Source organism: Bacillus sp. URHA0034 (assembly GCF_056280405.1).
In genome coordinates this window covers 5,889,489-5,914,754 of sequence record NZ_JBWCDK010000002.1, presented here as the reverse complement: position 1 = coordinate 5,914,754, position 25,266 = coordinate 5,889,489, and the positions used below count along the sequence as shown (strand labels likewise).

Annotated in this window: 28 protein-coding genes and 4 pseudogenes; 23 read left to right on the top strand and 9 right to left on the bottom strand. The window is 35.6% G+C overall.

What is annotated here, in order from left to right; all coding sequences use genetic code 11:
• Positions 1-448: 448 nt before the first annotated feature.
• The 5 genes and pseudogenes from ACZ9EE_RS30750 to ACZ9EE_RS30730 form a co-directional block, all read left to right on the top strand.
• Positions 449-649 carry a cold-shock protein gene (locus ACZ9EE_RS30750; RefSeq protein ID WP_160723171.1) on the top strand — a complete coding sequence of 67 codons (201 nt, stop codon included), beginning with the start codon at positions 449-451 and terminating at the stop codon, positions 647-649.
• Positions 650-994: 345 nt separating this feature from the next.
• On the top strand, positions 995-2,440 hold the full coding sequence (gene cshA, locus ACZ9EE_RS30745) for a degradosome RNA helicase CshA (RefSeq protein WP_476032388.1): 1,446 nt from the start codon (positions 995-997) through the stop codon (positions 2,438-2,440).
• Positions 2,441-2,786: 346 nt separating this feature from the next.
• Positions 2,787-2,990: a cold-shock protein gene (locus ACZ9EE_RS30740; protein WP_160723167.1), complete on the top strand. Its 204-nt coding sequence runs from the start codon at positions 2,787-2,789 to the stop codon at positions 2,988-2,990.
• Positions 2,991-3,615: 625 nt separating this feature from the next.
• Positions 3,616-3,825, top strand: coding sequence for a hypothetical protein (locus ACZ9EE_RS30735; RefSeq protein ID WP_215039890.1), 210 nt, complete (start codon positions 3,616-3,618; stop codon positions 3,823-3,825).
• A gap of 61 nt (positions 3,826-3,886) precedes the next feature.
• Positions 3,887-4,870, top strand: a pseudogene (locus ACZ9EE_RS30730) (DUF3231 family protein); the annotation flags it as partial.
• A gap of 18 nt (positions 4,871-4,888) precedes the next feature.
• On the opposite strand, the gene ACZ9EE_RS30725 reads toward ACZ9EE_RS30730, so the two are convergent.
• Positions 4,889-5,152: an IS3 family transposase gene (locus ACZ9EE_RS30725; RefSeq protein WP_476032387.1), complete on the bottom strand. Its 264-nt coding sequence runs from the start codon at positions 5,150-5,152 to the stop codon at positions 4,889-4,891.
• An 80-nt stretch (positions 5,153-5,232) separates the two neighbouring features.
• Positions 5,233-5,661, bottom strand: coding sequence for a transposase (locus ACZ9EE_RS30720; protein ID WP_476032386.1), 429 nt, complete (start codon positions 5,659-5,661; stop codon positions 5,233-5,235).
• Positions 5,662-5,912: 251 nt separating this feature from the next.
• Between ACZ9EE_RS30720 and ACZ9EE_RS30715 the strand changes: the two genes are divergently transcribed.
• The 4 genes from ACZ9EE_RS30715 to ACZ9EE_RS30700 all read left to right on the top strand — a co-directional run bounded on the left by ACZ9EE_RS30715 (position 5,913) and on the right by ACZ9EE_RS30700 (position 8,345).
• Complete coding sequence (locus ACZ9EE_RS30715; RefSeq protein ID WP_476032385.1) at positions 5,913-6,335, top strand: helix-turn-helix domain-containing protein; 423 nt, start codon at positions 5,913-5,915, stop codon at positions 6,333-6,335.
• Positions 6,336-6,878: 543 nt separating this feature from the next.
• Positions 6,879-7,202, top strand: a complete 324-nt coding sequence (locus ACZ9EE_RS30710; protein WP_476032384.1) for a hypothetical protein — start codon at positions 6,879-6,881, stop codon at positions 7,200-7,202.
• A gap of 160 nt (positions 7,203-7,362) precedes the next feature.
• Positions 7,363-7,701, top strand: a complete 339-nt coding sequence (locus ACZ9EE_RS30705; protein WP_476032383.1) for a hypothetical protein — start codon at positions 7,363-7,365, stop codon at positions 7,699-7,701.
• Between the two features lie 248 nt (positions 7,702-7,949).
• Positions 7,950-8,345, top strand: a complete 396-nt coding sequence (locus tag ACZ9EE_RS30700) for a DUF1259 domain-containing protein (protein WP_476032382.1) — start codon at positions 7,950-7,952, stop codon at positions 8,343-8,345.
• Positions 8,346-8,540: 195 nt separating this feature from the next.
• Here the strand turns inward: ACZ9EE_RS30700 and lspA are convergent, their stop codons facing one another.
• The 3 genes and pseudogenes from lspA to ACZ9EE_RS30685 form a co-directional block, all read right to left on the bottom strand.
• Complete coding sequence (lspA, locus tag ACZ9EE_RS30695) at positions 8,541-9,002, bottom strand: signal peptidase II (protein WP_476032381.1); 462 nt, start codon at positions 9,000-9,002, stop codon at positions 8,541-8,543.
• A 304-nt stretch (positions 9,003-9,306) separates the two neighbouring features.
• The gene (locus ACZ9EE_RS30690; protein ID WP_476032380.1) at positions 9,307-9,819 is read right to left on the bottom strand and encodes a DoxX family protein; all 513 of its coding nucleotides are present in this window, start codon (positions 9,817-9,819) and stop codon (positions 9,307-9,309) included.
• A 175-nt stretch (positions 9,820-9,994) separates the two neighbouring features.
• Positions 9,995-10,183, bottom strand: a pseudogene (locus ACZ9EE_RS30685) (inorganic phosphate transporter); the annotation flags it as partial.
• A gap of 171 nt (positions 10,184-10,354) precedes the next feature.
• On the opposite strand from ACZ9EE_RS30685, the gene ACZ9EE_RS30680 reads away from it, so the two are divergent.
• From ACZ9EE_RS30680 to ACZ9EE_RS30670, 3 genes and pseudogenes are all read left to right on the top strand, one after another.
• Positions 10,355-10,714: a c-type cytochrome gene (locus ACZ9EE_RS30680; RefSeq protein ID WP_476032379.1), complete on the top strand. Its 360-nt coding sequence runs from the start codon at positions 10,355-10,357 to the stop codon at positions 10,712-10,714.
• Between the two features lie 155 nt (positions 10,715-10,869).
• Positions 10,870-11,124: pseudogene (locus ACZ9EE_RS30675) on the top strand (YmaF family protein); the annotation flags it as partial.
• Between the two features lie 335 nt (positions 11,125-11,459).
• A pseudogene (locus ACZ9EE_RS30670) lies at positions 11,460-12,227 on the top strand (DODA-type extradiol aromatic ring-opening family dioxygenase).
• 316 nt (positions 12,228-12,543) lie between these two features.
• Here the strand turns inward: ACZ9EE_RS30670 and ACZ9EE_RS30665 are convergent.
• Positions 12,544-12,678 (bottom strand): hypothetical protein, encoded by a 135-nt coding sequence (locus ACZ9EE_RS30665; protein ID WP_476032378.1) that lies wholly within the window; start codon positions 12,676-12,678, stop codon positions 12,544-12,546.
• Positions 12,679-13,075: 397 nt separating this feature from the next.
• Positions 13,076-13,408, bottom strand: a complete 333-nt coding sequence (locus tag ACZ9EE_RS30660) for a TetR-like C-terminal domain-containing protein (protein ID WP_476032376.1) — start codon at positions 13,406-13,408, stop codon at positions 13,076-13,078.
• Between the two features lie 240 nt (positions 13,409-13,648).
• On the opposite strand from ACZ9EE_RS30660, the gene ACZ9EE_RS30655 reads away from it, so the two are divergent.
• The 3 genes from ACZ9EE_RS30655 to ACZ9EE_RS30645 all read left to right on the top strand — a co-directional run bounded on the left by ACZ9EE_RS30655 (position 13,649) and on the right by ACZ9EE_RS30645 (position 16,093).
• Positions 13,649-13,804 carry a hypothetical protein gene (locus ACZ9EE_RS30655; RefSeq protein WP_476032375.1) on the top strand — a complete coding sequence of 52 codons (156 nt, stop codon included), beginning with the start codon at positions 13,649-13,651 and terminating at the stop codon, positions 13,802-13,804.
• Between the two features lie 96 nt (positions 13,805-13,900).
• On the top strand, positions 13,901-14,881 hold the full coding sequence (locus tag ACZ9EE_RS30650; RefSeq protein WP_476032374.1) for an aldo/keto reductase: 981 nt from the start codon (positions 13,901-13,903) through the stop codon (positions 14,879-14,881).
• A gap of 207 nt (positions 14,882-15,088) precedes the next feature.
• Complete coding sequence (locus tag ACZ9EE_RS30645; RefSeq protein WP_476032373.1) at positions 15,089-16,093, top strand: aldo/keto reductase; 1,005 nt, start codon at positions 15,089-15,091, stop codon at positions 16,091-16,093.
• A 72-nt stretch (positions 16,094-16,165) separates the two neighbouring features.
• Here ACZ9EE_RS30645 and ACZ9EE_RS30640 read toward each other — a convergent pair whose 3' ends face one another.
• Complete coding sequence (locus ACZ9EE_RS30640) at positions 16,166-16,732, bottom strand: TetR/AcrR family transcriptional regulator (RefSeq protein WP_476032372.1); 567 nt, start codon at positions 16,730-16,732, stop codon at positions 16,166-16,168.
• A 234-nt stretch (positions 16,733-16,966) separates the two neighbouring features.
• On the opposite strand from ACZ9EE_RS30640, the gene ACZ9EE_RS30635 reads away from it, so the two are divergent.
• The 5 genes from ACZ9EE_RS30635 (at position 16,967) to ACZ9EE_RS30615 (ending at position 21,352) form a co-directional block, all read left to right on the top strand.
• Positions 16,967-17,950, top strand: a complete 984-nt coding sequence (locus tag ACZ9EE_RS30635; protein ID WP_476032371.1) for an aldo/keto reductase — start codon at positions 16,967-16,969, stop codon at positions 17,948-17,950.
• Positions 17,951-18,090: 140 nt separating this feature from the next.
• On the top strand, positions 18,091-18,678 hold the full coding sequence (locus ACZ9EE_RS30630) for an SDR family oxidoreductase (protein ID WP_476032370.1): 588 nt from the start codon (positions 18,091-18,093) through the stop codon (positions 18,676-18,678).
• Between the two features lie 234 nt (positions 18,679-18,912).
• Positions 18,913-19,281, top strand: coding sequence for a nuclear transport factor 2 family protein (locus tag ACZ9EE_RS30625; RefSeq protein ID WP_476032369.1), 369 nt, complete (start codon positions 18,913-18,915; stop codon positions 19,279-19,281).
• Between the two features lie 152 nt (positions 19,282-19,433).
• Positions 19,434-20,279, top strand: a complete 846-nt coding sequence (locus ACZ9EE_RS30620) for an aldo/keto reductase (protein ID WP_476032367.1) — start codon at positions 19,434-19,436, stop codon at positions 20,277-20,279.
• 107 nt (positions 20,280-20,386) lie between these two features.
• Positions 20,387-21,352 (top strand): aldo/keto reductase, encoded by a 966-nt coding sequence (locus ACZ9EE_RS30615; RefSeq protein WP_476032366.1) that lies wholly within the window; start codon positions 20,387-20,389, stop codon positions 21,350-21,352.
• A gap of 294 nt (positions 21,353-21,646) precedes the next feature.
• On the opposite strand, the gene ACZ9EE_RS30610 is transcribed toward ACZ9EE_RS30615, so the two are convergent.
• Complete coding sequence (locus tag ACZ9EE_RS30610) at positions 21,647-22,192, bottom strand: TetR/AcrR family transcriptional regulator (protein WP_476032364.1); 546 nt, start codon at positions 22,190-22,192, stop codon at positions 21,647-21,649.
• A gap of 540 nt (positions 22,193-22,732) precedes the next feature.
• On the opposite strand from ACZ9EE_RS30610, the gene ACZ9EE_RS30605 reads away from it, so the two are divergent.
• The 3 genes from ACZ9EE_RS30605 (at position 22,733) to ACZ9EE_RS30595 (ending at position 25,223) form a co-directional block, all read left to right on the top strand.
• Positions 22,733-23,473 carry an SDR family oxidoreductase gene (locus tag ACZ9EE_RS30605; RefSeq protein ID WP_476032362.1) on the top strand — a complete coding sequence of 247 codons (741 nt, stop codon included), beginning with the start codon at positions 22,733-22,735 and terminating at the stop codon, positions 23,471-23,473.
• A 50-nt stretch (positions 23,474-23,523) separates the two neighbouring features.
• Complete coding sequence (locus ACZ9EE_RS30600; RefSeq protein ID WP_476032361.1) at positions 23,524-24,354, top strand: SDR family oxidoreductase; 831 nt, start codon at positions 23,524-23,526, stop codon at positions 24,352-24,354.
• A gap of 170 nt (positions 24,355-24,524) precedes the next feature.
• A complete protein-coding gene (locus ACZ9EE_RS30595) occupies positions 24,525-25,223 on the top strand; it encodes a dihydrofolate reductase family protein (RefSeq protein ID WP_476032360.1) in 699 nt (232 codons plus the stop codon).
• The last annotated feature ends 43 nt before the right edge of the window (positions 25,224-25,266 follow it).

The following is a 25,266-nucleotide window of genomic DNA, read 5'->3' as shown; positions in this document are numbered from 1 at the left end:
AAATATGAAGAAGCGCTCATGAAAAAAGGGTGTTTTTTTAGGGAATAAAAAGAATAGAACTACCATCTTATGGGGACAGGATGGCAGTTGACAGTAAAAAGTTCCAAGCTTTTGGCGCTCTTGGTACTTTTAACTTGGGTTATTTAAATTTTTTTATACAGAATAAAGTAAAAGAAAGCCAAGCTTATTACTAGATGCAGGGTCTACTCTACATCAAAGTATTAATTAGCTCCTATTTTATTATAGCATTTTTTAGGGGATTAAAAGCAGTAAAACAAGCCATATTTTTAATCATATTCTTGGATGGTTTCGTATTAAACATATATACTGAATAAACTTTCATTCATCAAGGTAATAATATGACCATACCAAGATTCCTTAAACATCTTGGTCATGTTACAATCCATCAACAATTGTGTGCAATTTACACAATAGGAGGCAACTAAAAGTGGAAAAAGGTAAAGTAAAATGGTTTAACAGCGAAAAAGGTTTCGGATTCATCGAACGTGAAGGTGGAGACGATGTATTCGTTCATTTCTCAGCGATCCAAGGCGAAGGCTATAAATCACTTGAAGAAGGTCAAGAGGTTACTTTTGACGTAGAACAAGGTCAACGCGGACCCCAAGCTTCAAACGTTCATAAAGCTTAATTATAAGAAGAACGAATAAGGACAGACTTTTATTTAAGGGTCTGTTTTTTATTTTAAACCAAAAAAACCTACTGACTAATTCAAGAGGTACTTGAATCGATAAATCAAATCGTAAACTCAGTGTATCATATGTCCTGAAAACAATATTCTTTTTTTGCAGGTCACTTCAGTGGGATGAGTCGACACTTATATCACCGTGATGCCTATTGTCAGTATTTCCCTTAGCACCCGATGGGTGGATGCCTTAATTACCTAATTAGCTTGTAAAAATCAGTACAGATGTGCATTCAATCAAGGGTATAGACAATATAAAAAATAGTAAACGCTTAGGAGGGGTTTTTGAGTATGACAACATTTCAGGAAATGGGCATTAGTGAGCCCATAAAAAGAGCGATTACGGATATGGGATTTGAAGAAGCATCTCCTATACAAGAGAAAGCCATTCCCATAGCTTTGTCGGGAAAGGACATTATTGGTCAAGCACAAACAGGTACCGGAAAGACGGCTGCCTTCGCCATACCGATCTTGGAGAAAGTGGATACGAGTAAAAAATACGTTCAGGCGATTGCAATCGCACCTACGAGAGAATTAGCTATTCAGGTTTCAGAAGAGATCAATCGACTGGCTAAATACATGGGTATAACCTCTCTCCCTATTTATGGAGGGCAGTCGATAGATCGCCAAATTAAGGCATTAAAAAAGGGACCTCACATCATTACGGGAACACCCGGAAGACTTTTGGACCACATTAAACGTAAAACGCTAAAATTAGACCGTATCTCATTGGTGGTTTTGGATGAAGCTGATGAAATGTTAGATATGGGCTTTCTGGAGGATATCGAACGAATCCTAAAAGAGACCCCTGAAGAAAAACAAACCTTGCTGTTCTCCGCAACCATGCCTAAACCGATTCAAAATCTTGCCGAAAGGTTTATGCACGATCCAGAGTTAGTAAAGATGAAAGCGAAGGAAGTCACAGCTCCAAATGTAAAGCAAGTTTATTATGAGGTTAATGAACGAGATAAATTTGAAGTGCTTTGCCGTCTGCTAGACGTGGATAACCCAGAATTAGCGGTGATTTTTGGGAGAACAAAAAGACGCGTGGATGAATTAAGTGATGCATTGAATAAAAGAGGGTATCTTGCTGACGGATTGCATGGAGATTTAAATCAACGACAGCGAGATGTTGTGATGAATAAATTTCGTGAGGGGAACATAGATATTTTAGTTGCGACCGATGTGGCTGCGAGGGGAATTGATGTTTCAGGGGTTTCCCACGTCTACAATTTTGACATTCCTCAAGACCCGGAAAGTTATGTTCACCGAATCGGCAGAACGGGGAGAGCAGGTAAGTCAGGGTTAGCTATTACATTTGCTACACCGAGGGAAACCAGACAAATCCACAGTATTGAACAAGCCTCGAAAGGAAAGATACAGCGCAAGTCAATACCAACGGTAGCAGAGGCAAGGGAGTCTTTACAGAAAGACGCAGTAGAAAAGATGATTCAATTGGTTGAAGAGGAGCAGTACTCACAGTTTAAACATGCAGCGAGTGAATTGCTCGATCAGTTCGATTCGATCGCGTTAGTTTCAATTGCCTTGAAATTGTTGTCGAAGGAACAGAGGGATATTCCTGTTCAGTTGACTTCCGAAACACCGCGATATGCCAGTAAGCCTAAAATAAGGGTACAAGAGAAATCAAGGAAAAACTATAGAGGGAATAGGGAATTTGGGGGAAAGGCGGGAAATGGTAAACGAAAAAAAACTTCCATGACCTCACAGAAAAAGTAAGGATTGTGAAAATAATGCAAGGAGGATTATAGTAGCTATCGTCCTCATAATAGCCTTTTTTTCCCTCTAGATTTAACTATGTTTGAACAATATAGCTTAAGGATTAATCGGCGTTATAAAAAATATTTAATGCTTTCAAAATAAACATCAGACTAAAAAGTGCTAACGATTTTAAAAGAAAATAAAAATAATGTTCTTGCAAATACTTTTCAAAAGTGTTAAAATTTAGAAGAATTATTTTTGTTCGGTGTAAAGGATAATATAAGATTAACTATTCGTCTTGATGATCACTGAGTGCAAGGATAGTAACACATTGTGTGCAAAGCACACAGCAGGAGGAAACAAAATGGAACAAGGTAAAGTAAAATGGTTTAACGCAGAAAAAGGTTTCGGATTCATCGAACGTGAAGGCGGAGAAGACGTTTTCGTTCATTTCTCAGCGATCCAAGGCGAAGGTTTCAAATCTTTAGACGAAGGTCAAGCAGTTACTTTTGACGTTGAGCAAGGTCAACGTGGAGCTCAAGCAGCTAACGTGCGTAAAGCTTCGTAATAATAATAAAAAAGCAGACTCTTTTATAGAGTCTGCTTTTTTATTATTATTCTTTTAAAAACAAGGAGCCCCACTCACGAATGAGTAGGGCACATGTAAACAAGTAAATCAAATGGTAAACACAGTGTATCACATAATGACGAATTCTCCTAATTACAATTTTAAAGTGTTATTGTAGAAAGTGGCTAAAACTGTGAAGTTTTGTACTTAATCTCCCTCAGTTTAATACGATTTTCTCGCAAATGCTCGCTAATTCGCAGGATTTCTTAACCCTTGGTAGTAGATTACGGTTTAAATGTAATGAATTAAGACCAATATGGCTTCGTGAAGGCATAGTGAAATAAAGGAGTAATAAAGAACTCCACATTTTACCATATGATGTAATATAATTGAATGAATTGGAACGCCGTATGCGGTGAAAGTCGTACCTACGGTGTGAACAGGGGGAAAGGGTGGCGATAACTTCAAAGCCTTACCTATCTGTATTAATAAGATACTTCCATTAGTTTAATTGTTTACCTGCTCATGTTATAATGAGGAACTTAGGATAATTACGACTTTTACTCATAATTGAACGGATGGCAAGTAAGCCTCCGACTAGCGAAAAAATAGAGGGTGTAAGAGAATGAATAAACGATGGACGATTGGTAAAATTAAAGAATTTGTTGAGAACAATTCGGAAAGTAAGTTGCTATCGACGGAATATCACGGTTTTTCTCAAAAGTTACTGTTTAAATGTGCATGTGGTAGCAACTTTGAAAAAACATTTACGAAATTTAAAAATAATAACCAACGTAAATGTGACGTGTGCCAACCGCCAATAGCGTCACGCTAAACGTATATAACGGGTGCGTTGATCCAATTAGGATTAGCGCACTTTTTATTGAACTTCTTATTCATCTGAATTAGGTGTATTATGGCTTACATATCAGGAAAAGACGATGATTTTACGTATATTAGAATATTTTATAGAGAAAGCAGATGATGAAAAAGCCAAGGATATTATGACTAATTTATATGAAGAAATTGACAGTTATGTTGGAATTATCACAGAAACTTTACAAAATGAAGGGGCTGTAATACTAGTTGGATATACTGCTCAAGATGTTAACAAAGAGGTGCCAAAGTTATATGATAATGGTTTTGACATCATGTTTGTTCGCCTATTAAAAGAAATTAGTATGGGGCTTCACTCATTAAATATAACTATGGCTTATCGAGAAGATAAAGTAATGATTTTTAAAGAGCTAACTGCTATTACTCAAAAGTATTACAACCTTTGCACACAATATTTGTTTGAAAAGGGGTTTCTTGTTAAAGCTCCTCATGTTTCAATGCCAAAGTCAGTTGAATTTGTTAAAGATAACAACTACTTGGGTGGACTCTCCATAAACCCATTTAGCGAAAAGCGTTCATTAAATACGGTTGAAGTTGCTCAAATTCATCATTCAATCGAATCAAATATCTTTGGTCTTCAAATGGTTACAGGTTTTGCTCAATGTGCAAATGAAGGAGAAGTTAAAAACTACTTTAATGATGGAGCTGAACTTGCTAAAAGTATTATAAAGGAATTAAGTGAAACCTTACTTCAAAACAATATACAAGCTCCTCAAACATCAGGTGGTAATGCAACACGTTCTACAATAGCCCCATTCTCTGATAAATTGATGATGTATTGTACAAGTCTTTTTTGCAGTTTTTCTATGGGTAGTGGCTCATTGGGTACCGCTTTTAGTTTACGAAATGATTTACCAGCTAAAATGACTATTTTTATGAAAGATATATTTCAATATGCTCATAAAGGTGCAAAAATAATGATTAAAAATGGTTGGATGGAAGAACCACCTCAAATGGAAGAACGCAATCAAATGTTGAATTGAGTGATACAAGTTGAAGGATTATAGAAAGCCTAAGAAACATGAGGCTTTATTATGGAGCATAGTAAATTTCCTCATAATCCTTCGAATTTTTTTATGGTTCATTACGACATAGTAATCGTTCTCCAAAATCATCTTGATAACAAGAGCACCTGCTTTTGCCTTCTTTTCATCAAAGATTCTTTTGATTAACTCATAATCTTTCCAATCATTTTCTTGTCTTAAATTCCTTCGATTTTCAGCTTTAATCCATGCGTAATATCCACTCCGGCTAACTCCTGCCATCGTACAGAGGTATTTTACCATCCTAGTATTTCCACACTTTGTGATAATCTTTTGGATAAGCATAAACTTCTCTGTTTTCGTTACTTTTTCTTCTTCGATCCCTGCCTTTCGAGTTCGTCTAACTTTTTTAAGAATTCTAGTTCCGCTTCTAAATACTTAATCCGTGCCTCAGCCTTCTTTAGGCTTTCCTCAACTGTAAGCTGCTTGGAAGAGGGTCTGCCAGTACTGCCTTTTCCTCTGCGCTCCGTAAGGAATCCCACTTCTCCGAACTGATTAAAAGTTTTCCTCCATCGCTTTAAGCATTGATTAGGTTCTTCTGAACCAATCACTTGAAGGTCAAACCCATGCTCAATAAAGATCAGTACAGGGCCTTTTCCATTAAAATTCTCCTTTACAGCTCTGATTTTAAAGTCGGGGGTAAATGAAATGGAACGATCTGACACATGATCCACATTGGGATTACTCTCTAATAACTTAATCTGTATCTCATTAAATATAATTTTACTCATCTTAACTTTCCTCCGGTTATATCCTCTAAATGATTATAGACGGGTTTTAGTCCGGGGGACACAAAAAACCCGAATAATGGACTTTTTTTTAAGTGTCCATTATTCGGGTTATAGTTCAATCCAATTAGATAGGTCTTTTTAGTTAAAAAGTCTTAAAATGTTCAACACTTTAAAAAATAATGATGGGAATTTTTAAAATTAATGTCTAATATTCAAATTGAGATAATCTTAGACAAAAGGAGCATATAAAAGTGATAAAAAACACAATTGCGAGAAGGGATGAATTAGGGAGTATAGTCAAGAGATTACGAGAGGGAAAGGGTGCTAGCTTACGAATGTTAGCTAAAGAAAGCAACATCTATGCTAGTTATCTAGGTAAAATCGAGTTGGGTCAGAGAAAAGATCCGAGTGTATTCATTCTACAGGATATTGCTAAAGCTCTAGATGTTAAAATGGACTTTCTGTTGTCAGGAAGTCACCCAACTTTTGAGCAGTTGGTACATTGTTATGATTTTTCTATTGGTGATTCTGAAGTCATAAATAAAGAAGGAAAGGAATTATTACTTCAGTTGGTAATGGCAATCATGAATAAGAATTGGAATAACGATAGTATCTTTGAAATACATAAATTAATCATAGAGTTAAAGGAGAATTTAAGCATTAGGGGTCAATGATAATACTGCATTGCTTTTTACTTGTTGAACTAAGGGTGCAGGTTAGCGAGCATTCGGGAGAAAATCGTATTAAACTGAGGGAGTTGAACAAGGTTTTGTAAACGGGAAGGAGAGGACTAATTTATGTTATTTATGCTTTTACTTGTCGTACCGTTATTAGGAGTTTTATGGTTTTTAAATTTTACTACTTTTTTGAGGAACTTAAAGAATGGAAAAAGCACTCATAACCAAAATATTTTAGGAGCAGTCTTAACGTTTACTTTTATCTTTGCTCTAATATACTGCTATGTTGGAACCCTCTAAATAAAAAAGATTGTGAACCATTGTGCTAACTGGGGCATTACTTGAATAAATACAATCGTTTTTTCTTTTTAAAATAACTGTCAGTTATTTAAAGAAGGAGCAATTTGATTGAATAGAGATCAAACTTGTTAGTACTAAAATAACGGGGCATTGAATACATTTTTTTAGCCTACAAAATCATTAATGAAAGGATTTTACTGTAATATTTTGATCACAAAGATTGTTTATTGGTGGTGAACAATGAAAAAGATCTCCTGGTTATTAGTTTCTTTTATTTTCCTATTGATTGTGACTGCTTGTGGAGGTCCTTTTACATCAACATCATCCGATTTGTATGTAGTTAAAAAGGCACATTCAAAGGATGATAAAGAAGCTTGGATAATAGCATATGACCCTAACAGGATTACAGAAAAGAAGAAAATAAAAATAATGGTCCAAGAACCAATGGTCTGGAACTTGATTGAGGTTAAGAAAACTTATTTTTCAAGTTACTCAAAAATAGGAGATAATCCCTGGATATTAGAGCAAATTGAACATCTTGATGACAATGATGCTATAAGATAATTAAATTTGAACTATATCACAGTGCTCACAAATCAAATGCAGCTTCAATATTGGGTACTGGTTTTATTGAGATAACGTGGCAGTTTACTTGAAGAAGGATTTTTAGTGAAAACAGGCGAAGTTACTAGTATTCAAGAAAAATTATATCGGGAGGGATAATATGAACTTTGAAGAATTGAAAAATAACAAGCCTACGATCCAATGGATTGAAAATGATGAAGAGGGCGAATTTTATACTGAAGAAAATATCATTGCTACAAATAAGGTTCATGACTCTTACATTGATGATTTAAAGAAACTAGGGGCAAATCCTTCTGAAGCCGAGATAATTAAAACTGTTAAACAAGTGTGCATTAGCATAAATGAATTAAATGATGAATACGACTATTTCATTGAAACGGTGGAGAGAGAAGACCTTTATGAGTTTATCGATACAGCGGCAAGGATAGCTGGTTTAGAATCCGAGGAGGATCTCACCGAAGAGTGGAGAGAATGGTAAAATATAAATTTTCTTTTATTAATCTAATGGGTACAAGGTTACAAAAGTGATCGCTGCGGCGGTCTTTTTTTGAAATTCAAAGGGCAATTTATCTTAAAAGGGATACACTTGTTTTTTCACTTTGTATACAAAATTATCCTTAGCGCACAACTTTTCCAGTATTCAAACAATTTCATTTAATTAACCCAGACAAGCCTTTCATATCTTTCATAAATTATAGTGATAAACTAATGAAAGGTAGGAGAAATATGTCATCAACTTGTCAAAGACTTGCAGATATTATCGGGGGCGAAGTAATTCAAGCGACTCCTGTATGTGTAATCATGCGCCTTCGAGAAGATATAAACGCCACCATTTTGGGACGCCGTACCCAATCCCCTCTTGCACTTCCATTTATGCTTTCTTTTGAAGACAATGTAAATGGAAGAACCCTAAACCTTGGTGAATCTGTACTCCGTCAAAAGGAAGTTAACCCAATGCTAACTGCATTACGTAAAAGAGGACTTACGGTTACTGCTTTCCATAACCACTGGCTATTTGATAAACCACGGTTAATGTATATGCACTGGGAGAATGTTGGTATGACCCCGGAAGAGTTTGCTAGAGCTAGTTTTGCTGCTGCAAAAGAAGCCGGTCTGTTCTAAACCATAACATATTGGGTTATATATCGTTAACTGAATATAAGATTTAGGCCTTCTTATTGAAGGTCTATTTTATTTTAATTCCATAAATTTTTATTTAGATTCTTTTTTACTTAGGAGACTGATGCTAAATATACATCGCATTATTAGATGTAGGTGAATAAAGAAAAGGCGGGAAGTCCAATAAAGGACAATCCGCTAAGTTTTTTTATGAACTCTTCTATTTAATAAATGGTTAAAAATCAAATCAATTAATAAAATAATCATACCGTAATTAATGAAATAATCTGCGAAGTTTAGGATACCGTGGTTTGAATGAAAGGCTATAAAATCCGTAACCTGATTATATAAAATGCGATCAATCGCATTTCCGATTCCTCCTCCAATTATAAGGCCGGTGCCTAAATTAATTAAAAACCTCCTATTTTTATTATCATTACGATATTTAATCAGTATAAAAGCCATAAAAAAAGCAATAGGAACAAAGTATCGTCCATACCCTTGAAAAGAACTAAATGCGGCTCCACTATTTTCAATGTGGCTAAAATTCAAAACACCTTTCCAGACTTCAAAAGAACTTCCGACTTCTAAATGAGTACGAATCCAATATTTTGATAATTGATCGATCAATATAACAAAAGTAATAAAGAAATAGTACAAAAATAGGACTTCCTTTCCTGAAATTGGTGTTTTACTTCACGAAAAAAATCTTATAACTACAAGGTGTAGTGTAATTGATTAATTAGTGCAAGTCAAAAACTATTTGCTTTTCGATTTAATAATAAATTTCTAGAGATCCCGTGTCTAGGTTTTTTATATATTTTTACACTAAATAATGTAGTGTGAATTTTGAAAGGAGAACTAATATGAGAAACTGTCACGAAATTGGTTTATTACTATTTAAACATTTGGTTACTCATAAATTAGAAAAAACCCTCTCAGATTATGAGAAGGGCTATTTTCACTAAGCACTTTGGGACAATTGTTCATTGCCACCTTTTTTAAATATCAATTTATTTAGTACTGGTATGAACCAGCGATCCAATCCAATTTTTCCAGCATTTACTCCTGCCACAAGAATAAACATTCCTAGTAAAACCATTTGGGGATTGGTACTTGTTGTTCCAGATAACATATAAGCAAAGTTCATAGTAATACCCATTAGGATAGAAAATGAAGTAAAGATTCCCAAAATTAAACCAAGGCCTACTAAAAATTCTCCCCAAGGAACGATGACATTAAAAAGATCTACGTATGGTATTGCAAAATCTTTTATAAAATTACCCCACCAAGGTTGAACCGCAGGGTGTCCACCATACATGTTTTTTACAGCTCCATAAAGAAAGCCACTTGCATCGAATTTTCCACTAGAGATTTTTCCCCATCCAGCATTTATCCACTGCCATCCAAGATAGAGTCGAAAAACAGTTAGTAGCAGCGATACATAGCGATTTTCCTTTAAAAATTGAATAAACATAGTAGAACCTCCTAAGTAATTGATAATAATTATCAGTGATATTGATTATCATTATCGATTATTTTATTATGATTATCAATAGGAAAAACGCACTAAATAATTTCTGAATTTTAGTTAAATGTTCATTTTGTAAGTAAGTTATTTTCGCATAGGACTCAACTTATACACCATTTGTTTAATAGGAGAAAATTTTAATTATCAATATGACTCTGCCAGCAATAGCAGCAGATATAGGTAATGTGATGACCCAAGTAACAATCATTCTTCTTGCTACTCCCCAATTAACACCCCGAAAACGCTTAGCAGAACCTATACCTAAAGTGGAACAAGAGGCTACATGGGTAGTGGATACTGGAAGATCTAGACATTCAAAGTACCATACTGCATGCATTTTTTAATTGCCAAATACAAATCACATTCAAAACATAATCTCATCATCTACTAAATATCATTAGTAGTGAAAAAGTACTAAAGAAAGGAGGAATTTGAGTTAAAGGGACAAAAGAATAAGCATTATTACGATAGGGGTGCCGCTTTGAAGAAATTTTTTGGAATTGCCTTGTTCATATTAGTGTTAGTTGTAATGGCCGCATGCAATAATAAGGAACCTGCAAATCAAGCAAATGCACCAGTAGCCGAGCAGGGAGATGGAGTGGATAAGGCATCTCCTGTTTCAGGAAGTGAAATTTTTCAAAAAAGCTGTATCACTTGCCACAGCTCAGGAGACATTACGGGGGGACAAATAAACATTAATGGTACGAAAATCCATTCAGATTTTAAAACTAAGGATGATCTTTTATCATTTGTTTCACAGAATATGCCACAGTCAGCACCTGGCTCCTTAACGAAAGAAGAATATGATGCAGTAGTTCAATATTTATGGGAACAGAAATAACATACTTTGAAGTAAAACAGAATATTTTAGGAAGGATTATTTCAAACGGGGCCTTTATTAAGCAGTAGATCACATTTTATTTTATTCAAGATTTTAATAGATATGGTTTAATATAATTTAGGAACAACTTTAGTGGGGGAGTGTGCAACTGACTAAAGGTAGGTACAGATGATTTTGTAAACGGTTTTGTACCGCATCATACTCATGGATCAGTTGATTACACTTCGTTAGCGGATGGGCATGTTCATCAATGTTTAGATGTAACGTCTCCACCAGTCCAAACTCAGAATGGAAACCATATTCATTATACAGCAGGTTATGTAATGTTTGAAGACGGTTATACCCATCATTATTATAATGCGTATCCTGGTCCATTAATACCAGTTGGTAATGGTATGCATGTACATTATTAAGAATAGAGTAAAAGAAGCCGTAAAAGAGAGAAGTGATATCTATTTATCCTTTAAACAGAGTGCAGCAGTACTCTGTTTTTGTTTTGAGTGTTAATGTGTAAAACAATAATTCATGTGTTTTCTTTTGATAATGGATTAATAAATTTGGAACAATAACTCGAGCAGCATATAATCAGAAGCTAATAAAAAATATTTTAAGGTAGTAAGGAAAAGTGTTAACGAAAAAAAGTTCGTTAACTTATCCTATCTTTGATAATTGACATTATTGAACTAATGGACGCTAATCTATATAAGGAAGAATCAAATAATGTTTAAAGGAGGAGTATGGAAATATGATGCCGTCTTTATTTATAGGGCATGGGTCCCCATATTTAGCTATTGAAAAAAATGATTATTCTAAGTTCTTATCTCAACTGGGTAAACGCTTTATGCCAAAAGCGATTGCTATTTTTAGTGCACATTGGGAAAGTGAAACCCTTTCTTTAACTTATACAGACGCTACACTTGACACTGTTTATGACTATTATGGTTTTCCTGAGGAGATGTACCAAATTAAATACCCAGCGAAGGGTTCAACTAAAGTTGCTCAAACTCTCGAAAACCTGTTTAAGAATGCAGGAATAAATACGAGAAGAGAAGCACAAAGAGGTTTAGATCATGGCTCGTGGGTCGCACTTAGCCATATGTATCCATAAGCGGACATACCCGTTATTCAATTATCTGTTCATCCTTTCTTGTCACCTAAAGAACAATATAACATCGGAAAGGCATTACAAGGGATTGGCAAAGAAGATATTTTGGTTATTGGAAGTGGTACAACTGTGCACAATCTACGATGGTTTTTTCCTGATGCTACTGAACCAAAAAAGGAAGCAGTAGAATTTGATAATTGGATCATTGAACATGTTCAAAGAAGAGATTTAGATTCCCTAGACCATTATCTTGAATTAGCTCCGCACGTACAATTAGCAGTACCTAGACCAGAACACTTTGTACCTCTATTTATTGCAATGGGAAGCGCGGACGAAAGTAAGAAGCCAGTGGTGATAAACCAAACTTATGAATTTGGTACCATGAGTAATTTATGTATAGAATTTTAAATTTTTTTGAGTACCAAGATATACTCGACAAACCCCCTTGGAATATTCCTACAAGGGGGTTTCTACAATCCCACTTAATTAAGGCAGGGTACGAAACTGTACTATTTTTTTGAAGATGAAGCAATAATTAAATCTCTTCCAATAGATCAACCAGGTGAAAAACAATATAAGCGAGTGGAAGACCTTGTGAAACTAGAAAATCTCTTCATACAAAAAGCCTAATGTCCACCAGGCTTTTGATGTATGCTTTTATTGGTTTAAGATAAAATTTACTTTTTCCTCTTTAAATTATTATATATACTTTTTAAAGAAAATTTTATATTCGTTTTAACATTTCTAAAATTTCTTTTCGTTCTTCTTCTTTGTTCATTTCGATATTTATTCGTTTTTGGCAAAATTTAGTTTCGCATTCTTTATCACGCTGCTGAACGGTTTTATTTTTCACCTGCATACGGTACACTCCTTAAAACTAATAAATCAAAAACCAAGATTGTATCTGAATTAAGCATTCCCATATAGAGCGAGAATATGCTTAGGCTATATTGCTTATCTTTTGAAAACCCCTATATAAATAAACATTTTGATAATGAAATCAGAAGTCTCTACATGAATACATTTATCTAGGGTTGCAGGGTATTTCCAGGGTATTTCCAATCTATTGCATTAGGATGTACGGTTGGCTTAGGTGCAGCGGGTTGTGGAGCAGTCAGTCACTATTTGGTTGTGTAGTTGCGGTACTGGGGAAGTATATCCCTCTAATTCCACTGTCCTCGGCAAAAAGTTAGATAATTCATATTGTTTTCCTTAATGAGCGTAATTATTATCTGGCTGTTTTTTTATTGTAGTAATTATAATATTCTCTCTACTAATTCTCCCAACTGTTCGGCCATAACACGAGGAGGGTGAGGCATTCCTTCCTTAAGCCACCATTCCACTATTTCAACATAAGCTGCTGCAGCAAATCGAAGAATGATTTCTTTATTTAATCCCTTATTTTTCCCTTCGGCGACATTGACTTCAGTTTTTAACAACTCAATGGATAATTCAAGGTATTGAGCACGAAAATGCGGCGCACCTCCACCAACCATCATCGTAGAAAAAAATAAATAATTGCTCTCAAAATATTCAAAAAATGCCTGTCCAGCAGTTATAATGTCCGTTTCTAATAATGATTCAAACATTTTTCGTAGATGGATAATATGTTCCTCGATCATTTTATCCAAAAGATCAAATTTATCTAAGTAATGAATGTAAGATTTTTCAATATGTCACTAGAAGAACAGGAAAAAGTATTAGGTGGATTTGTACCTTCTGACTAATATAAAAGATATGCAGTTTCTATTAAGTAGAAACTGCATATTTTTTATATGTAAAACTTAACAGTAGATAGGGAAAAGTTTTCAATCTTGTATTCCTAGAAAATGATGTTTCTCTCTATATTGTTTTGGAGTAATTATATTTTAGATCCGGAGAAGTTTGCGATTGGCGAAGGGATTAGTGCTCAGCCACTTGGGGGGAGATTTCATAAATTGTCCTTTGAAAAAAAAATCAACAATTTTAATGGAATTGTTCATTAATTAACAAATTTTGATCATTTAACAATTGTAAGTCTCACATTTATTTTTATACTTATAATTGAAGATTAAAAACATTTGGAAAGTGAGGACTTGCAAATGGATTATACCAAACTTGGAAACACGGGTTTAGATATATCTAGACTCTGCCTTGGCTGTATGAGCTTTGGTGAGGTACAGCCTGGAGGACATCAATGGGTACTTAATGAGGAGAGCAGCCGTCCTATTATTAAAAAAGCCCTTGATTATGGTATTAATTTTTTTGATACAGCAAATATTTATGCAGGTGGAACCAGTGAAGAGATTGTTGGACGGGCATTAAAGGATTATGCCAATCGGGATGAAATTGTGCTGGCTACAAAGGTTTGGGGGCGTATGCATCAAGGCCCCAATGGTTCTGGACTTTCTCGAAAGGCCATCCTGAGTGAAATTGATAAAAGTCTTAAGAGACTTGGAACAGACTATGTAGATCTTTATATCATCCACCGCTGGGATTACAATACCCCAATTGAAGAAACAATGGAAGCATTACATGATGTGGTGAAGTCTGGAAAGGCAAGATACATAGGTGCTTCTGCTATGTACGCATGGCAGTTCCAAAAGGCTTTACATGTAGCAGAAAAAAATGGGTGGACTCGATTTGTCTCCATGCAAAATCATCTCAATCTCATATATCGTGAAGAGGAAAGGGAGATGCTGCCTTTATGTAAGGAAGAAAAAATAGGAGTGACTCCATATAGTCCACTCGCATCAGGAAGATTGACACGTGATTGGTCGGAAAAGACTCATCGGTCAGAAACAGACAAGATTCTAAAATCTAAATATGAACCATCTGCGGATTTAGATCGATTAGTCGTTGAGCGAGTTGCATCAATTGCAGAGAAACATGGTGTGCCTCGTATTCATGTAGCACTCGCATGGTTGCTGCAAAAAGAACAAATAACAGCTCCTATTATCGGAGCTACGAAAATTTCTCAACTTGATGATGCGGTAGGTGCTCTATCACTCAAGTTAACACCTGAAGAAGTTGCTTTTCTAGAAGAGCCGTATGTGCCTCATTCAATAGTTGGTCATAATTAATTCTGGTGTAAAAGTGTTTGAAAAAATAGATTTTTTTTTAAAGCGATAATCTTGGAAAACTTAAATCCCTCAAAATTGGCGAAATGATTGGAACATGTAAACATGATCATAATGTCAATCGATTGATATGTAAAAATAACGTTTATTTATATACTTAAGATCAAAGATTAAATATGTTATATCTATTGGAAAGTGGGGACTATTCACGTGGAATATACGAAACTTGGAAATACAGGATTGGATGTATCTAGACTTTGCCTTGGCTGTATGGGTTTTGGAGAAAAGGAACGTTGGATGCATCCGTGGGTAATTGATGAAGAGAACAGTCGTACAGTTATTAAAAAAGCTCTTGAGTTAGGTATCAATTTTTTTGACACTGCGAACACTTACTCTGATGGAACGAGTGAAGAATTTCTCGGACGTGCCCTTAAAGATTTTGCAAATCGAGATGAAATTGTCATTGCAACTAAGGTTTATTTTCCATTGGGCAAAGACTTAAACAGCAAAGGTCCGAACAGTATAGGATTATCCCGAAAACATATTATGAGAGAAATTGATAAGAGTCTGAAACGTCTTGGGACTGATTATGTGGATCTGTATCAGATTCATCGCTGGGATTACAATACACCAATTGAAGAGACGATTGAAGCCCTCCATGATTTAGTAAAGGCTGGTAAAGTAAGATACATAGGTGCTTCTGCTATGTACGCATGGCAGTTTTTAAAGGCGAACCATGTGGCTGAGAAAAATGGTTGGACTAGATTTGTCTCCATGCAAAATCACCTTAACCTCATATACCGTGAGGAGGAACGGGAGATGCTGCCGTTATGTAAGGAAGAAAAAATCGGCGTGATCCCATATAGTCCTCTTGCGTCAGGTAGACTAACTCGTGATTGGTCGGAAGACACTCTTCGTTCCGAAACAGATAAAACTCAAAAATCTAAATATGGTGCCACTGAAAATAACGACCGTCTTGTTGTAGAGCGAGTTGCGGAATTGGCGGAAAAACATGGTGTGGCAAGATCTCAAATTGCTCTTGCTTGGTTATTGCAGAAAGAACCAGTCACAGCTCCTATTATTGGTGCTACAAAAATTTCTCACCTTGAAGATTCCGTGGGTGCTCTATCGGTTAAGTTAACCACTGAAGAAGTTACGTACTTGGAAGAGCCTTATGTTCCACATCCTGTGGTTGGTGCGTTAAGTTCTAAGTAATATTGTTTCAATAATAGCTTTTTTAAAAGCAAACACCCTTATTTCCTAACTAAAGTAGGAGATTAGGGTTTTTTATGTTATTGGATTTTTTAAACTATCAATTCTCTCTATTAAAATCCCCACCTGTTCCGCCATTATTTTGGGCGTATAAGGCTTTCCATTCATAAACCACCATTCCACTAATTCCACATAAGCACCTGCAATAAATCGAAGAACTATATCTTCATTTATACCGTGATTTCTTCCTTCTGTTACATTTACTTCTCCCTTTAAACCTTCGATAACAAACTCAAGGAACTGCCTACGAAAAGAAGGGGCCCCTTTACTGGCTAACATTGTTGAAAAAAATAAATAATGATTTTCAAAGTATTCAAACCATATCAGATTCCCATCGATAAAATCCATATCAGATGCTGATTCGGCCAAATCCTTTAGTTCGTTGATATGTTCTTCAATAAGTTTATCCAACAAATCAAATTTATCCAGGTAATGAAGGTAGATGGTTCTTCGACTGACATTTGCTCTGTCGGAAATTTCTTGTATGGTAATCTGATCAAAATTTTTTTCAGACATCAGTTCAATAACAGCTTTTTTTATCGCTTCTTGAGATTTGAGTATTCTCCTATCCACCTTAGACATTAGGTAGTCACCAAACTTTCTAAAAGATTATGAACAATTTTAATCGATTTGTGCATTATTTCACGAATCATGGTTAATTGACAATTGTAGGCATTCTGTTTCTGTTTATAATTATATACAGATGTCACATAATTCATCAATGAGAATTATTGATGGCATCATGATAGAGGAATAAGAAACAATTTTCTGTTCTTAACTCAATTTTACATGGATAGGAAAGGGAGGAACAATTAAATGGAATATGTGAAACTTGGAAATACGGGCTTGGATGTATCTCGGATTTGTCTTGGCTGTATGAGCTTTGGTATAGGAGAACGGGGAGATTTTCCTTGGGCACTTAATGAGGAGCAAAGTCGTCCTATGATTAAAAAAGCCCTTGAGTTAGGGATCAACTTTTTTGATACAGCGAATGTTTATTCAGCTGGAACGAGCGAAGAAATTACTGGAAAAATATTAAAAGAATATGCCAATCGGGATGAAATTGTCATCACTTCAAAGGTTTTTTACCCAGTGAATGATCGTCCAAATGGTGCTGGTCTTTCCCGAAAGCATATTATGAGTGAAATTGATAAAACACTTAAAAGACTGGAAACTGATTATGTAGATCTTTATCAAATCCACCGCTGGGATTACAATACCCCGATTGAAGAGACCATGGAAGCATTGCATGATGTGGTGAAAGCTGGTAAGGCAAGGTATATAGGAGCATCTACTATATTTGCTTGGCAGTTCTTAAAAGCACAGAATGTCGCTGAGCGTAACGGATGGACCAAGTTTGTAACCATGCAAAACCATTACAACCTCTTATACCGTGAAGAGGAGAGAGAGATGCTGCCACTTTGTAAGGAAGATAAAATCGGTGTGATGCCATGGAGCCCGTTGGCCGCAGGAAGATTGGCAAGGCCTTGGGGTGAAATGGACGAGCGTTCTAAAGTAGATGTCATCGGAAAAGCTATTTATTCTGTAACAGCAGATGCTGACCGACAAGTTGTTGAACGTCTAACTGAAATAGCTGAAAAACGTGGTGTACCTATGTCACAAATCGCACTTGCGTGGTTACTTCAGAAGGAACCAGTAACAGCTCCAATTGTCGGTACGACTGAAATTTCCCATATAGAAGATGCGGTAGCAGCGGTTTCTCTTAAATTAACACCTGAAGAAATTACGAAGCTTGAAGAGCCATATGTTCCACATCCAGTGCTAGGTATGACTTTCTAATTCATACGGTTTATGAAGGCAAAAATAAGATAAGTAAAATGACACTAGATCAATAAGGGGAATCCTCATTTTTACTTGAGGGATTCTCCAGCAAAAATATATTAGTTGGACGGACACTAAAAAGAAAGGAAGTTTTATACATGACTAATGTTTTAATCATTGGAGCAAACGGGTCACTTGCTCGTATAGCTATTGATATGTTCCTTAAAGAAACCGATGCACAGTTGACGCTTTATTTGAGGAATTCACGAAGACTTAGAAACATCGATTCAAATCGTATTCGAGTAATCGAGGGCGATGTTATGGATCTTGAAAAACTAAAAGAGGCGATGATTGGACAGGATGTTGTCTATGCCAATCTTGCAGGTAATCTGGAACAAATGGCAAAAACAATTGTGGATGCAATGGGCGATACAGATGTTAAACGTCTCATTTGGGTTAGTTCTATGGGCATATATAATGAAGTCCCAGGAGAAAGTCATGGTAGCATCTTAAATCCATATCGAAAATCAGCTGCGGTCATTGAAGCCTCAGACCTTGACTATACGATTTTGAGACCTGGATGGTTTACCAATACGGATGAAATTGACTATGAGACAACTCAAAAAGGCGAACCATTCAAAGGGCATGATGTATCACGAAAAAGTATTGCAGATTTGATTGTTAAATTGGCTGTAACACCAGGATTGGAAGTTCGTAGCAGCTTGGGTGTAAATAAACCTGAATAAGCATAGTCAAGACACTTATTTCTCACTCTACGATTAATTATAAACGAAAATCACAATGCTAAGTTGTTTAAAGATTAAGGATTAATGTTTGGTTGCAGTACCAACAGTACCTGAAAATGACTGGGAATAGTAAAATACTATCCAGTCATTTTTTCTGGAAATAGCTGAGCAAATTATTGTTTTAAAGTGTCTTAAAAGATATAAAAACGTTATTGAGGAGGTTGCAAGATAAAAATGAGTGAAGATAAACAAAAAATCCTAGCAATTTATCAACAGATTGATGCTGCAATGGTTAATAAAGATACTCAAGGCTTGGAAAACATCCTTGATGACAATTATGTATTAGTTCACATGACTGGTTATCATCAACCTAAGCGAGAATGGCTTGAACAAATAGATAATGAACAAATGAAATACTACAAAACCATGCCGCAAAAAACCACAATTACAATAGAAGGAAATACTGCTACTCTTATTTGTGGTACTAAACTTGATGCTAGAATTTATGGTTTTAGAACTACTTGGGGTATGAGGATGGAAATGCATTTTGAGAAACGTGGAGTCGATTGGTGTCCAGTAAATGCAATAGCAACAAGTAATTAAATATAAAGAATTTATTACACAATTTTATTGGATTTGTGAATTAATAAACAAACCGTACTCATTTAATCATTGTAACATCTCAGTTATTGATTAAAATTATACACATTTGTTACCTAATGCTTCAAAGGGTATATTCATAAGGAGGAATTTACGTGGAAACTGTTACTTTATCTAATGGAATTAAGATGCCAATTTTAGGTTTTGGAGTGTATCAAATTCCTGAGCTTGAAGAATGTGAACGTGTTGTGAGTGAAGCCATTGAAGTGGGGTATCGTTCTATCGATACTGCTCAAGCTTATGGAAATGAAGAAGCTGTAGGGAATGCAGTTCGTAAAAGTGGCATACCCCGCGCGGAATTCTTCATTACAACCAAAGTTTGGATTTCTAATGCTGGCTATGAGCAAGCTAAAGCATCAATAGAAGAGTCTTTACGAAAGTTGCAAACAGACTACATTGATTTACTGTTAATTCATCAACCATTCAATGATTACTATGGTACTTATCGTGCGATGGAAGAGTATTATAAGGCGGGAAAAATCAAAGCAATTGGTGTAAGTAATTTCTACCCTGACCGTTTCATTGATATTGCTAAGTTTAGTGAAATCCCTCCAATGGTGAACCAGGTCGAAACACATGTATTTAACCAACAAAAACAAGCACAAAAAATAATGGAAAAATACGGGACTCAAATTGAATCTTGGGGACCTTTTGCAGAAGGAAGAAATGATTTCTTTAACAATGAAACCCTAAAAGAGATTGGTGAGCAACATGGTAAATCGGTTGCTCAAGTGGCCTTACGTTATCTCATTCAACGGAATGTTGTTGTCATTCCTAAAACGGTAACGAAAGAACGAATGGTTCAAAATTTTGATGTCTTTGATTTTGCATTAACAAACGAAGACATGGATAAAATAGCGAAACTAGATCAAGAACAAAGCTTATTCTTCTCTCATTACAATCCAGAAACGGTTGAATTCTTAACAGGACTCGTCAGATAAACCATATAGATCCTAGATAAAGGGGGCAAATATGCTTCCTTTTTCATTAGTGAGGTTAAGAATAGGAAGCATGCAGAAAATATTTCTTTCTTTAGGAGATTAGTAGAATGAAAATGAGAGATTTAGGAAAAAGTGGTTTAAAAGTATCTGCGATTGGCTTAGGATGTATGGGAATGGATCATGCTTATGGAAAGCCAGCTGATCGTGTTGAAATGGTCAAATTAATTCGTAGAGCTGTTGAACTAGGTTGCAATTTCTTTGATACGGCTGTTGTTTATGGAGAATCCAATGAAGAATTACTGGGCGAAGCACTTGCTTCAGTAAGAAATCAAGTTGTGATTGCCACTAAATTTGGAATTACTGGAACAGAAATTGTAAATGATCGTCCTCAACATATTTTAAATAGCACACCAGAATCGATTAAAGAACAAGTCGAGGGTTCGTTAAAAAGATTGAAAGTAGATTGCATAGATTTATATTATCAACATCGTATTGACCCTAATGTTGAACCAGAAGCTGTTGCAGCAACGATGAAAGAATTAATGGCAGAAGGAAAAATTAAAGCATGGGGATTATCGAATGCACCCATTGATTATATGAAACGTGCACATGCCGTATGTCCGATTGCTGCCATTGAAAATCAATACTCCATGATGTGGCGTGAACCAGAAAAGGAATTATTTGAACTATGTGAAGAGTTAGGGATCGCTTTTGTCGCTTACAGTCCATTAGGAAACGGCTTCCTAAGCGGTAAATATACAAAAGATACAACATATGAAAAAGGCGACTTTAGAAGCTTCATGGGAAGATTTAAACCTGAAATCATTGACCAAAACCCAGCGTTATTAAATTTAATTGCAGAAGTTGCAGAAAGTAAGAATGCTACATCTGCCCAAGTTGTATTAGCTTGGGAATTAGCTCAAAAACCATTTATCATTCCAATTCCAGGTACTACAAAATTACACAGACTGGAAGAAAACTTAGGCGGTGCTGACATAGAATTAACAAAAGAAGAATTAGATAGCCTGAATTTAGCTTTATCTAAGATCGATATTGACGAAACACATTTCTAAATAAAAATAAGCTAATTGAAAGATAATTAACAAATTTAATTGATTTGTACATTATTTAACGAATCAAGATTATTTGACAATTGCATGCATTTTTTTTCTGTTTATAATTATATACAGAAGTTCAAAATACTGAGTCGACACAGGCAAAACCAAATCGATTGTTACTGGTCATTCAGACAAAACCTAAATCGCTAAATAAGAGAGGCTTTTGAAGTCTCCTATTTTGTGATTTAGGTTTTTCTTTTTTAAAAAACTCGATATAGTCATTTTTTAGGGGGAATTACTCAATGCTTATTATAGATTCCTCTCTAACAAAATTCCCACCTGTTCTGCCATGACTTGAGGTGGATAAGGCATCCCATTAGTGATCCACCATTCCACAATCCCAACATATGAAGTGACAATAAATTGAAGAAGAACATCTTCATTTAATTCATGGTTCTTTCCTTGTGAAGTATCAACTTCATCCCTAAACTCATCGATAAGAAACTCATGGAACTGATTACGAAAAGAAGGAGCTCCCTTACTCTTTAACATGGTTGAAAAGAATAAAAAGTGATTTTCAAGGTATTCGAACCAAGGCAGATTTGCATCTTTATATTCTGCAGCGGAGGTTGCTTCGCAGATTTCTCCCATTTCGTTAATATGTTCTTCAATAAGCTTATCGAGCAGATCAAACTTATCCAGATAATGAAGATAGATGGTTCCTCGGCTAACATTTGCGTAGTCGGAAATGTCTTGAATGGTTATGTCATCGAAATTTTTTTCAGCCATTAGCTCAATTAAGGCTTTTTTTATGGCTTCTTGGCTTTTGGCTATTCTTCTATCTACTTTAGGCATTTTAAGGTTCACCAAACTTTCTTAAAAGATAATGAACAATTTTAATTGATTTGTTCATTACTAGTCATATTGAGTTGAATTAACAATTGTAGGCATCCTATATCCGTTTATAATTATATACAGTTGTTCATTAATGAATCAATATTTAATTTCCATTATCATCATGCTGATTACCTATCTAATCAAACCAATAATTTTAAATGGACTATTTGGTAGAGATTCCCGATGAAGTACGCAGGAAGTGCAAATACTTATCTAATGATTACTGGTTTATCTATTCCATTCCTTGCGTAATATAATTCGGTGGGAGGTACCATTTTCACCGCTTCAGTAGAGGCGGTTTATTCACGTAATCATGTGGTGCTTTTAGCTAGTTAATTTTAACTTTTTAATAAGATACTTAACAATTTCAATTGCTTTGTTCATTAATTAACAAAATGCGGTAATTTAACAATTGAAAGTATCCAATATCAATTTATAATAGACGCGAGTTCATTAATGTATTAATATTTATTTTTTGTTGAAAGGATGGTAAGTAATATGTCTAATATTCAAGAAAAAGTTGTTATCATTACTGGTGCTTCTAGTGGGATTGGCGAGGCTACAGCAAAGAAACTTGCAACTAAAGGTGCGAAATTGGTTTTAGTAGCTCGTCGTGAAGACCGTTTAAATAAATTGCAAGAAGAGATTCAAAATGGTGGTGGTCAAGCAATTTATAAGGTAACAGATGTCACTTCTCATGAACAAATGGAAGAGCTTGCCGAATTGGCACTTAAAGAGTTTGGAAAAATAGATGTGTTAGTAAACAACGCAGGAGTCATGCCACATTCGTTTCTTTATAAGAAAAAAGTGGATGATTGGAACAAGATGATAGATGTAAATATCAAAGGCGTACTTTATGGTATTGCTGCTGTTCTTCCAACGATGAGGGAACAAAAATCAGGTCATATTATTAACGTTTCTTCTGTAGCAGGACACGTTGTAGGAGCTGGTAGTACTGTCTATGCTGGAACGAAGCATGCTGTACGTGCGATTTCGGAAGGTCTTCGTAAAGAAGAGGCTGGGAACAATATTCGTTCCACCATTATCTCACCAGGAGCAGTAACGACTGAATTAACCAATTCAATTACAGATATGGATCTAAAACCAGGAATAGATAAAATCTATGAAGGTGCGATTGATGCTGATGCGATTGCGCGTGCCATTGCTTTTGCTATTGAACAGCCAGCTGATGTAGCAATAAATGAAATGATCATCCGTCCAACATCACAGGAACGGTAAGACATTTTTAAAGTAATTTGATCCTAGAATAAAAATAAGGAGGATATACAATGAAAGAAGTTGTACTTTGGACTGGTGCAGGGCAGATTGGCATGGCGATAGCCAGAAGAATCGGTTTTGGCAAGAAAATTATTGTTGGTGATAAAAACCTAGATAATGCCAAGGCTATTGCAAAAATTATGATAGAAGCTGGATTTGATGTGGTACCTGTAGAAACGGACATTTCTTCCAGAGAATCTGTTTTAAATTTGATTGCGGAAGGTCAGAAGTATGGTGAAATCGCTGTTCTTATCAATGCAGCTGGCGTATCACCTAGTCAGGCACCTATTGAAACCATTTTGAAGGTGGATTTGTATGGAACGGCAGTATTGCTGGAGGAAGTAGGAAAGGTTATAGCTCCTGGAGGCGTTGGTGTGACAATTTCCAGTCAGTCTGGACACAGAATGCCTCAATTGGGAGTTGAAATTGATGAACAACTAGCAACGACACCAACTGAAGAACTCCTTAGTTTGGAAGTCCTTCGGCCAGAAAATATCAAGGATACGTTGCACGCTTATCAAATCGCTAAACGGTGCAATGTAAAGCGTGTTATGTTTGAATCTATACGCTGGGGAGAAAAAGACGCTCGGATCAATTCCATTTCTCCTGGAATTATCGTAACGCCATTAGCTATAGACGAGTTCAATGGTCCAAGAGGAGAGTTCTATAAGAATATGTTTGCCAAGTGCCCTGCCCGACGGCCAGGAACAGCTGATGAGGTTGCAAATGTGGCTGAGCTACTAATGATGCCTCAGGGAGCTTTCATCACAGGGTCTGATTTCCTTATTGACGGTGGAGCGACGGCTTCCTATTTTTACGGACCACTAAAACCAGCAGAATAATGAAAGGAATCTCAAAATGCTGTCTCAAATAGAAATCAGGCATTTAAGGCCCCAGAATAATAAGGTAAATTTCAATCAACCTTTTATTATGGTGTGAGCTTTTAACCATCACTAGTTGGAAAGCTGAAGAAGGGGTAATGACATTGGAAAGACCATATATAATCTGTCACATGCTAACTTCATTGGATGGGAAAATCATTGGAGATTATTTGAAAGTGGAACGAGCAGCATATTTTACAAACGAATACGAAAAAATTCATGGACAATACGATTGTAAAGCATGGATGTGTGGCAGGGTTACCATGGAGGAACACTTTACTTTCGGATATAAATTAGATTTAGCACAAGAAAACATTGAGACGATCCCTAGAATTGATTACGTAGCAAATAAAGATGCTAAAACTTATGTCATAGCATTAGACCCGTCTGGAAAATTAGGATGGACTGAAAATTCAATAGAACCATGGAATGAGTACAGAACGGAGGACCACATAGTAGAAGTCCTTACAGAACAAGTATCCGATGCATACTTAGCTCATCTGAAAAAGATAGGTATTTCTTATATTTTCGGCGGAAAAGAACAAATAAACTTTAGTCTAGTAGTGGAGAAGCTAAAAAAGCTATTTTCCATTGATAAGTTAATGTTAGAAGGTGGAGGTTTTCTAAACGGCTCCTTTTTAAATGAAGGATTAATTGATGAATTGAGCCTGATTTTAGTCCCAATTGCAGATGCTGCATCTAACTCTGTGACACTATTTGAAACGAGTTCTTCTTTAAATAGAACACAACCAGCAAATTTCTATTTAAAGGACATAGAAAAACTGGAAGATGGTGGGCTATGGTTGAAGTATGTAACAAAACGGGATTAAGCTCCTTTTTTCTAGACAATTAATAAAAAAGGTTGGTATTAAA

Excerpts from the sequence above, each read along its gene's own strand:
- cshA (WP_476032388.1), top strand. The coding sequence starts at position 995 with ATGACAACATTTCAGGAAATGGGCATTAGTGAGCCCATAAAAAGAGCG.
- ACZ9EE_RS30740 (WP_160723167.1), top strand. The coding sequence starts at position 2,787 with ATGGAACAAGGTAAAGTAAAATGGTTTAACGCAGAAAAAGGTTTCGGA.
- ACZ9EE_RS30735 (WP_215039890.1), top strand. The coding sequence starts at position 3,616 with ATGAATAAACGATGGACGATTGGTAAAATTAAAGAATTTGTTGAGAAC.
- ACZ9EE_RS30725 (WP_476032387.1), bottom strand. The coding sequence starts at position 5,152 with ATGGCAGGAGTTAGCCGGAGTGGATATTACGCATGGATTAAAGCTGAA.
- ACZ9EE_RS30720 (WP_476032386.1), bottom strand. The coding sequence starts at position 5,661 with ATGAGTAAAATTATATTTAATGAGATACAGATTAAGTTATTAGAGAGT.
- ACZ9EE_RS30710 (WP_476032384.1), top strand. The coding sequence starts at position 6,879 with ATGAAAAAGATCTCCTGGTTATTAGTTTCTTTTATTTTCCTATTGATT.
- ACZ9EE_RS30705 (WP_476032383.1), top strand. The coding sequence starts at position 7,363 with ATGAACTTTGAAGAATTGAAAAATAACAAGCCTACGATCCAATGGATT.
- ACZ9EE_RS30700 (WP_476032382.1), top strand. The coding sequence starts at position 7,950 with ATGTCATCAACTTGTCAAAGACTTGCAGATATTATCGGGGGCGAAGTA.
- ACZ9EE_RS30690 (WP_476032380.1), bottom strand. The coding sequence starts at position 9,819 with ATGTTTATTCAATTTTTAAAGGAAAATCGCTATGTATCGCTGCTACTA.
- ACZ9EE_RS30665 (WP_476032378.1), bottom strand. The coding sequence starts at position 12,678 with ATGCAGGTGAAAAATAAAACCGTTCAGCAGCGTGATAAAGAATGCGAA.
- ACZ9EE_RS30660 (WP_476032376.1), bottom strand. The coding sequence starts at position 13,408 with ATGTTTGAATCATTATTAGAAACGGACATTATAACTGCTGGACAGGCA.
- ACZ9EE_RS30655 (WP_476032375.1), top strand. The coding sequence starts at position 13,649 with ATGATGTTTCTCTCTATATTGTTTTGGAGTAATTATATTTTAGATCCG.
- ACZ9EE_RS30650 (WP_476032374.1), top strand. The coding sequence starts at position 13,901 with ATGGATTATACCAAACTTGGAAACACGGGTTTAGATATATCTAGACTC.
- ACZ9EE_RS30640 (WP_476032372.1), bottom strand. The coding sequence starts at position 16,732 with ATGTCTAAGGTGGATAGGAGAATACTCAAATCTCAAGAAGCGATAAAA.
- ACZ9EE_RS30635 (WP_476032371.1), top strand. The coding sequence starts at position 16,967 with ATGGAATATGTGAAACTTGGAAATACGGGCTTGGATGTATCTCGGATT.
- ACZ9EE_RS30630 (WP_476032370.1), top strand. The coding sequence starts at position 18,091 with ATGACTAATGTTTTAATCATTGGAGCAAACGGGTCACTTGCTCGTATA.
- ACZ9EE_RS30625 (WP_476032369.1), top strand. The coding sequence starts at position 18,913 with ATGAGTGAAGATAAACAAAAAATCCTAGCAATTTATCAACAGATTGAT.
- ACZ9EE_RS30615 (WP_476032366.1), top strand. The coding sequence starts at position 20,387 with ATGAAAATGAGAGATTTAGGAAAAAGTGGTTTAAAAGTATCTGCGATT.
- ACZ9EE_RS30610 (WP_476032364.1), bottom strand. The coding sequence starts at position 22,192 with ATGCCTAAAGTAGATAGAAGAATAGCCAAAAGCCAAGAAGCCATAAAA.
- ACZ9EE_RS30605 (WP_476032362.1), top strand. The coding sequence starts at position 22,733 with ATGTCTAATATTCAAGAAAAAGTTGTTATCATTACTGGTGCTTCTAGT.
- ACZ9EE_RS30600 (WP_476032361.1), top strand. The coding sequence starts at position 23,524 with ATGAAAGAAGTTGTACTTTGGACTGGTGCAGGGCAGATTGGCATGGCG.
- ACZ9EE_RS30595 (WP_476032360.1), top strand. The coding sequence starts at position 24,525 with ATGCTAACTTCATTGGATGGGAAAATCATTGGAGATTATTTGAAAGTG.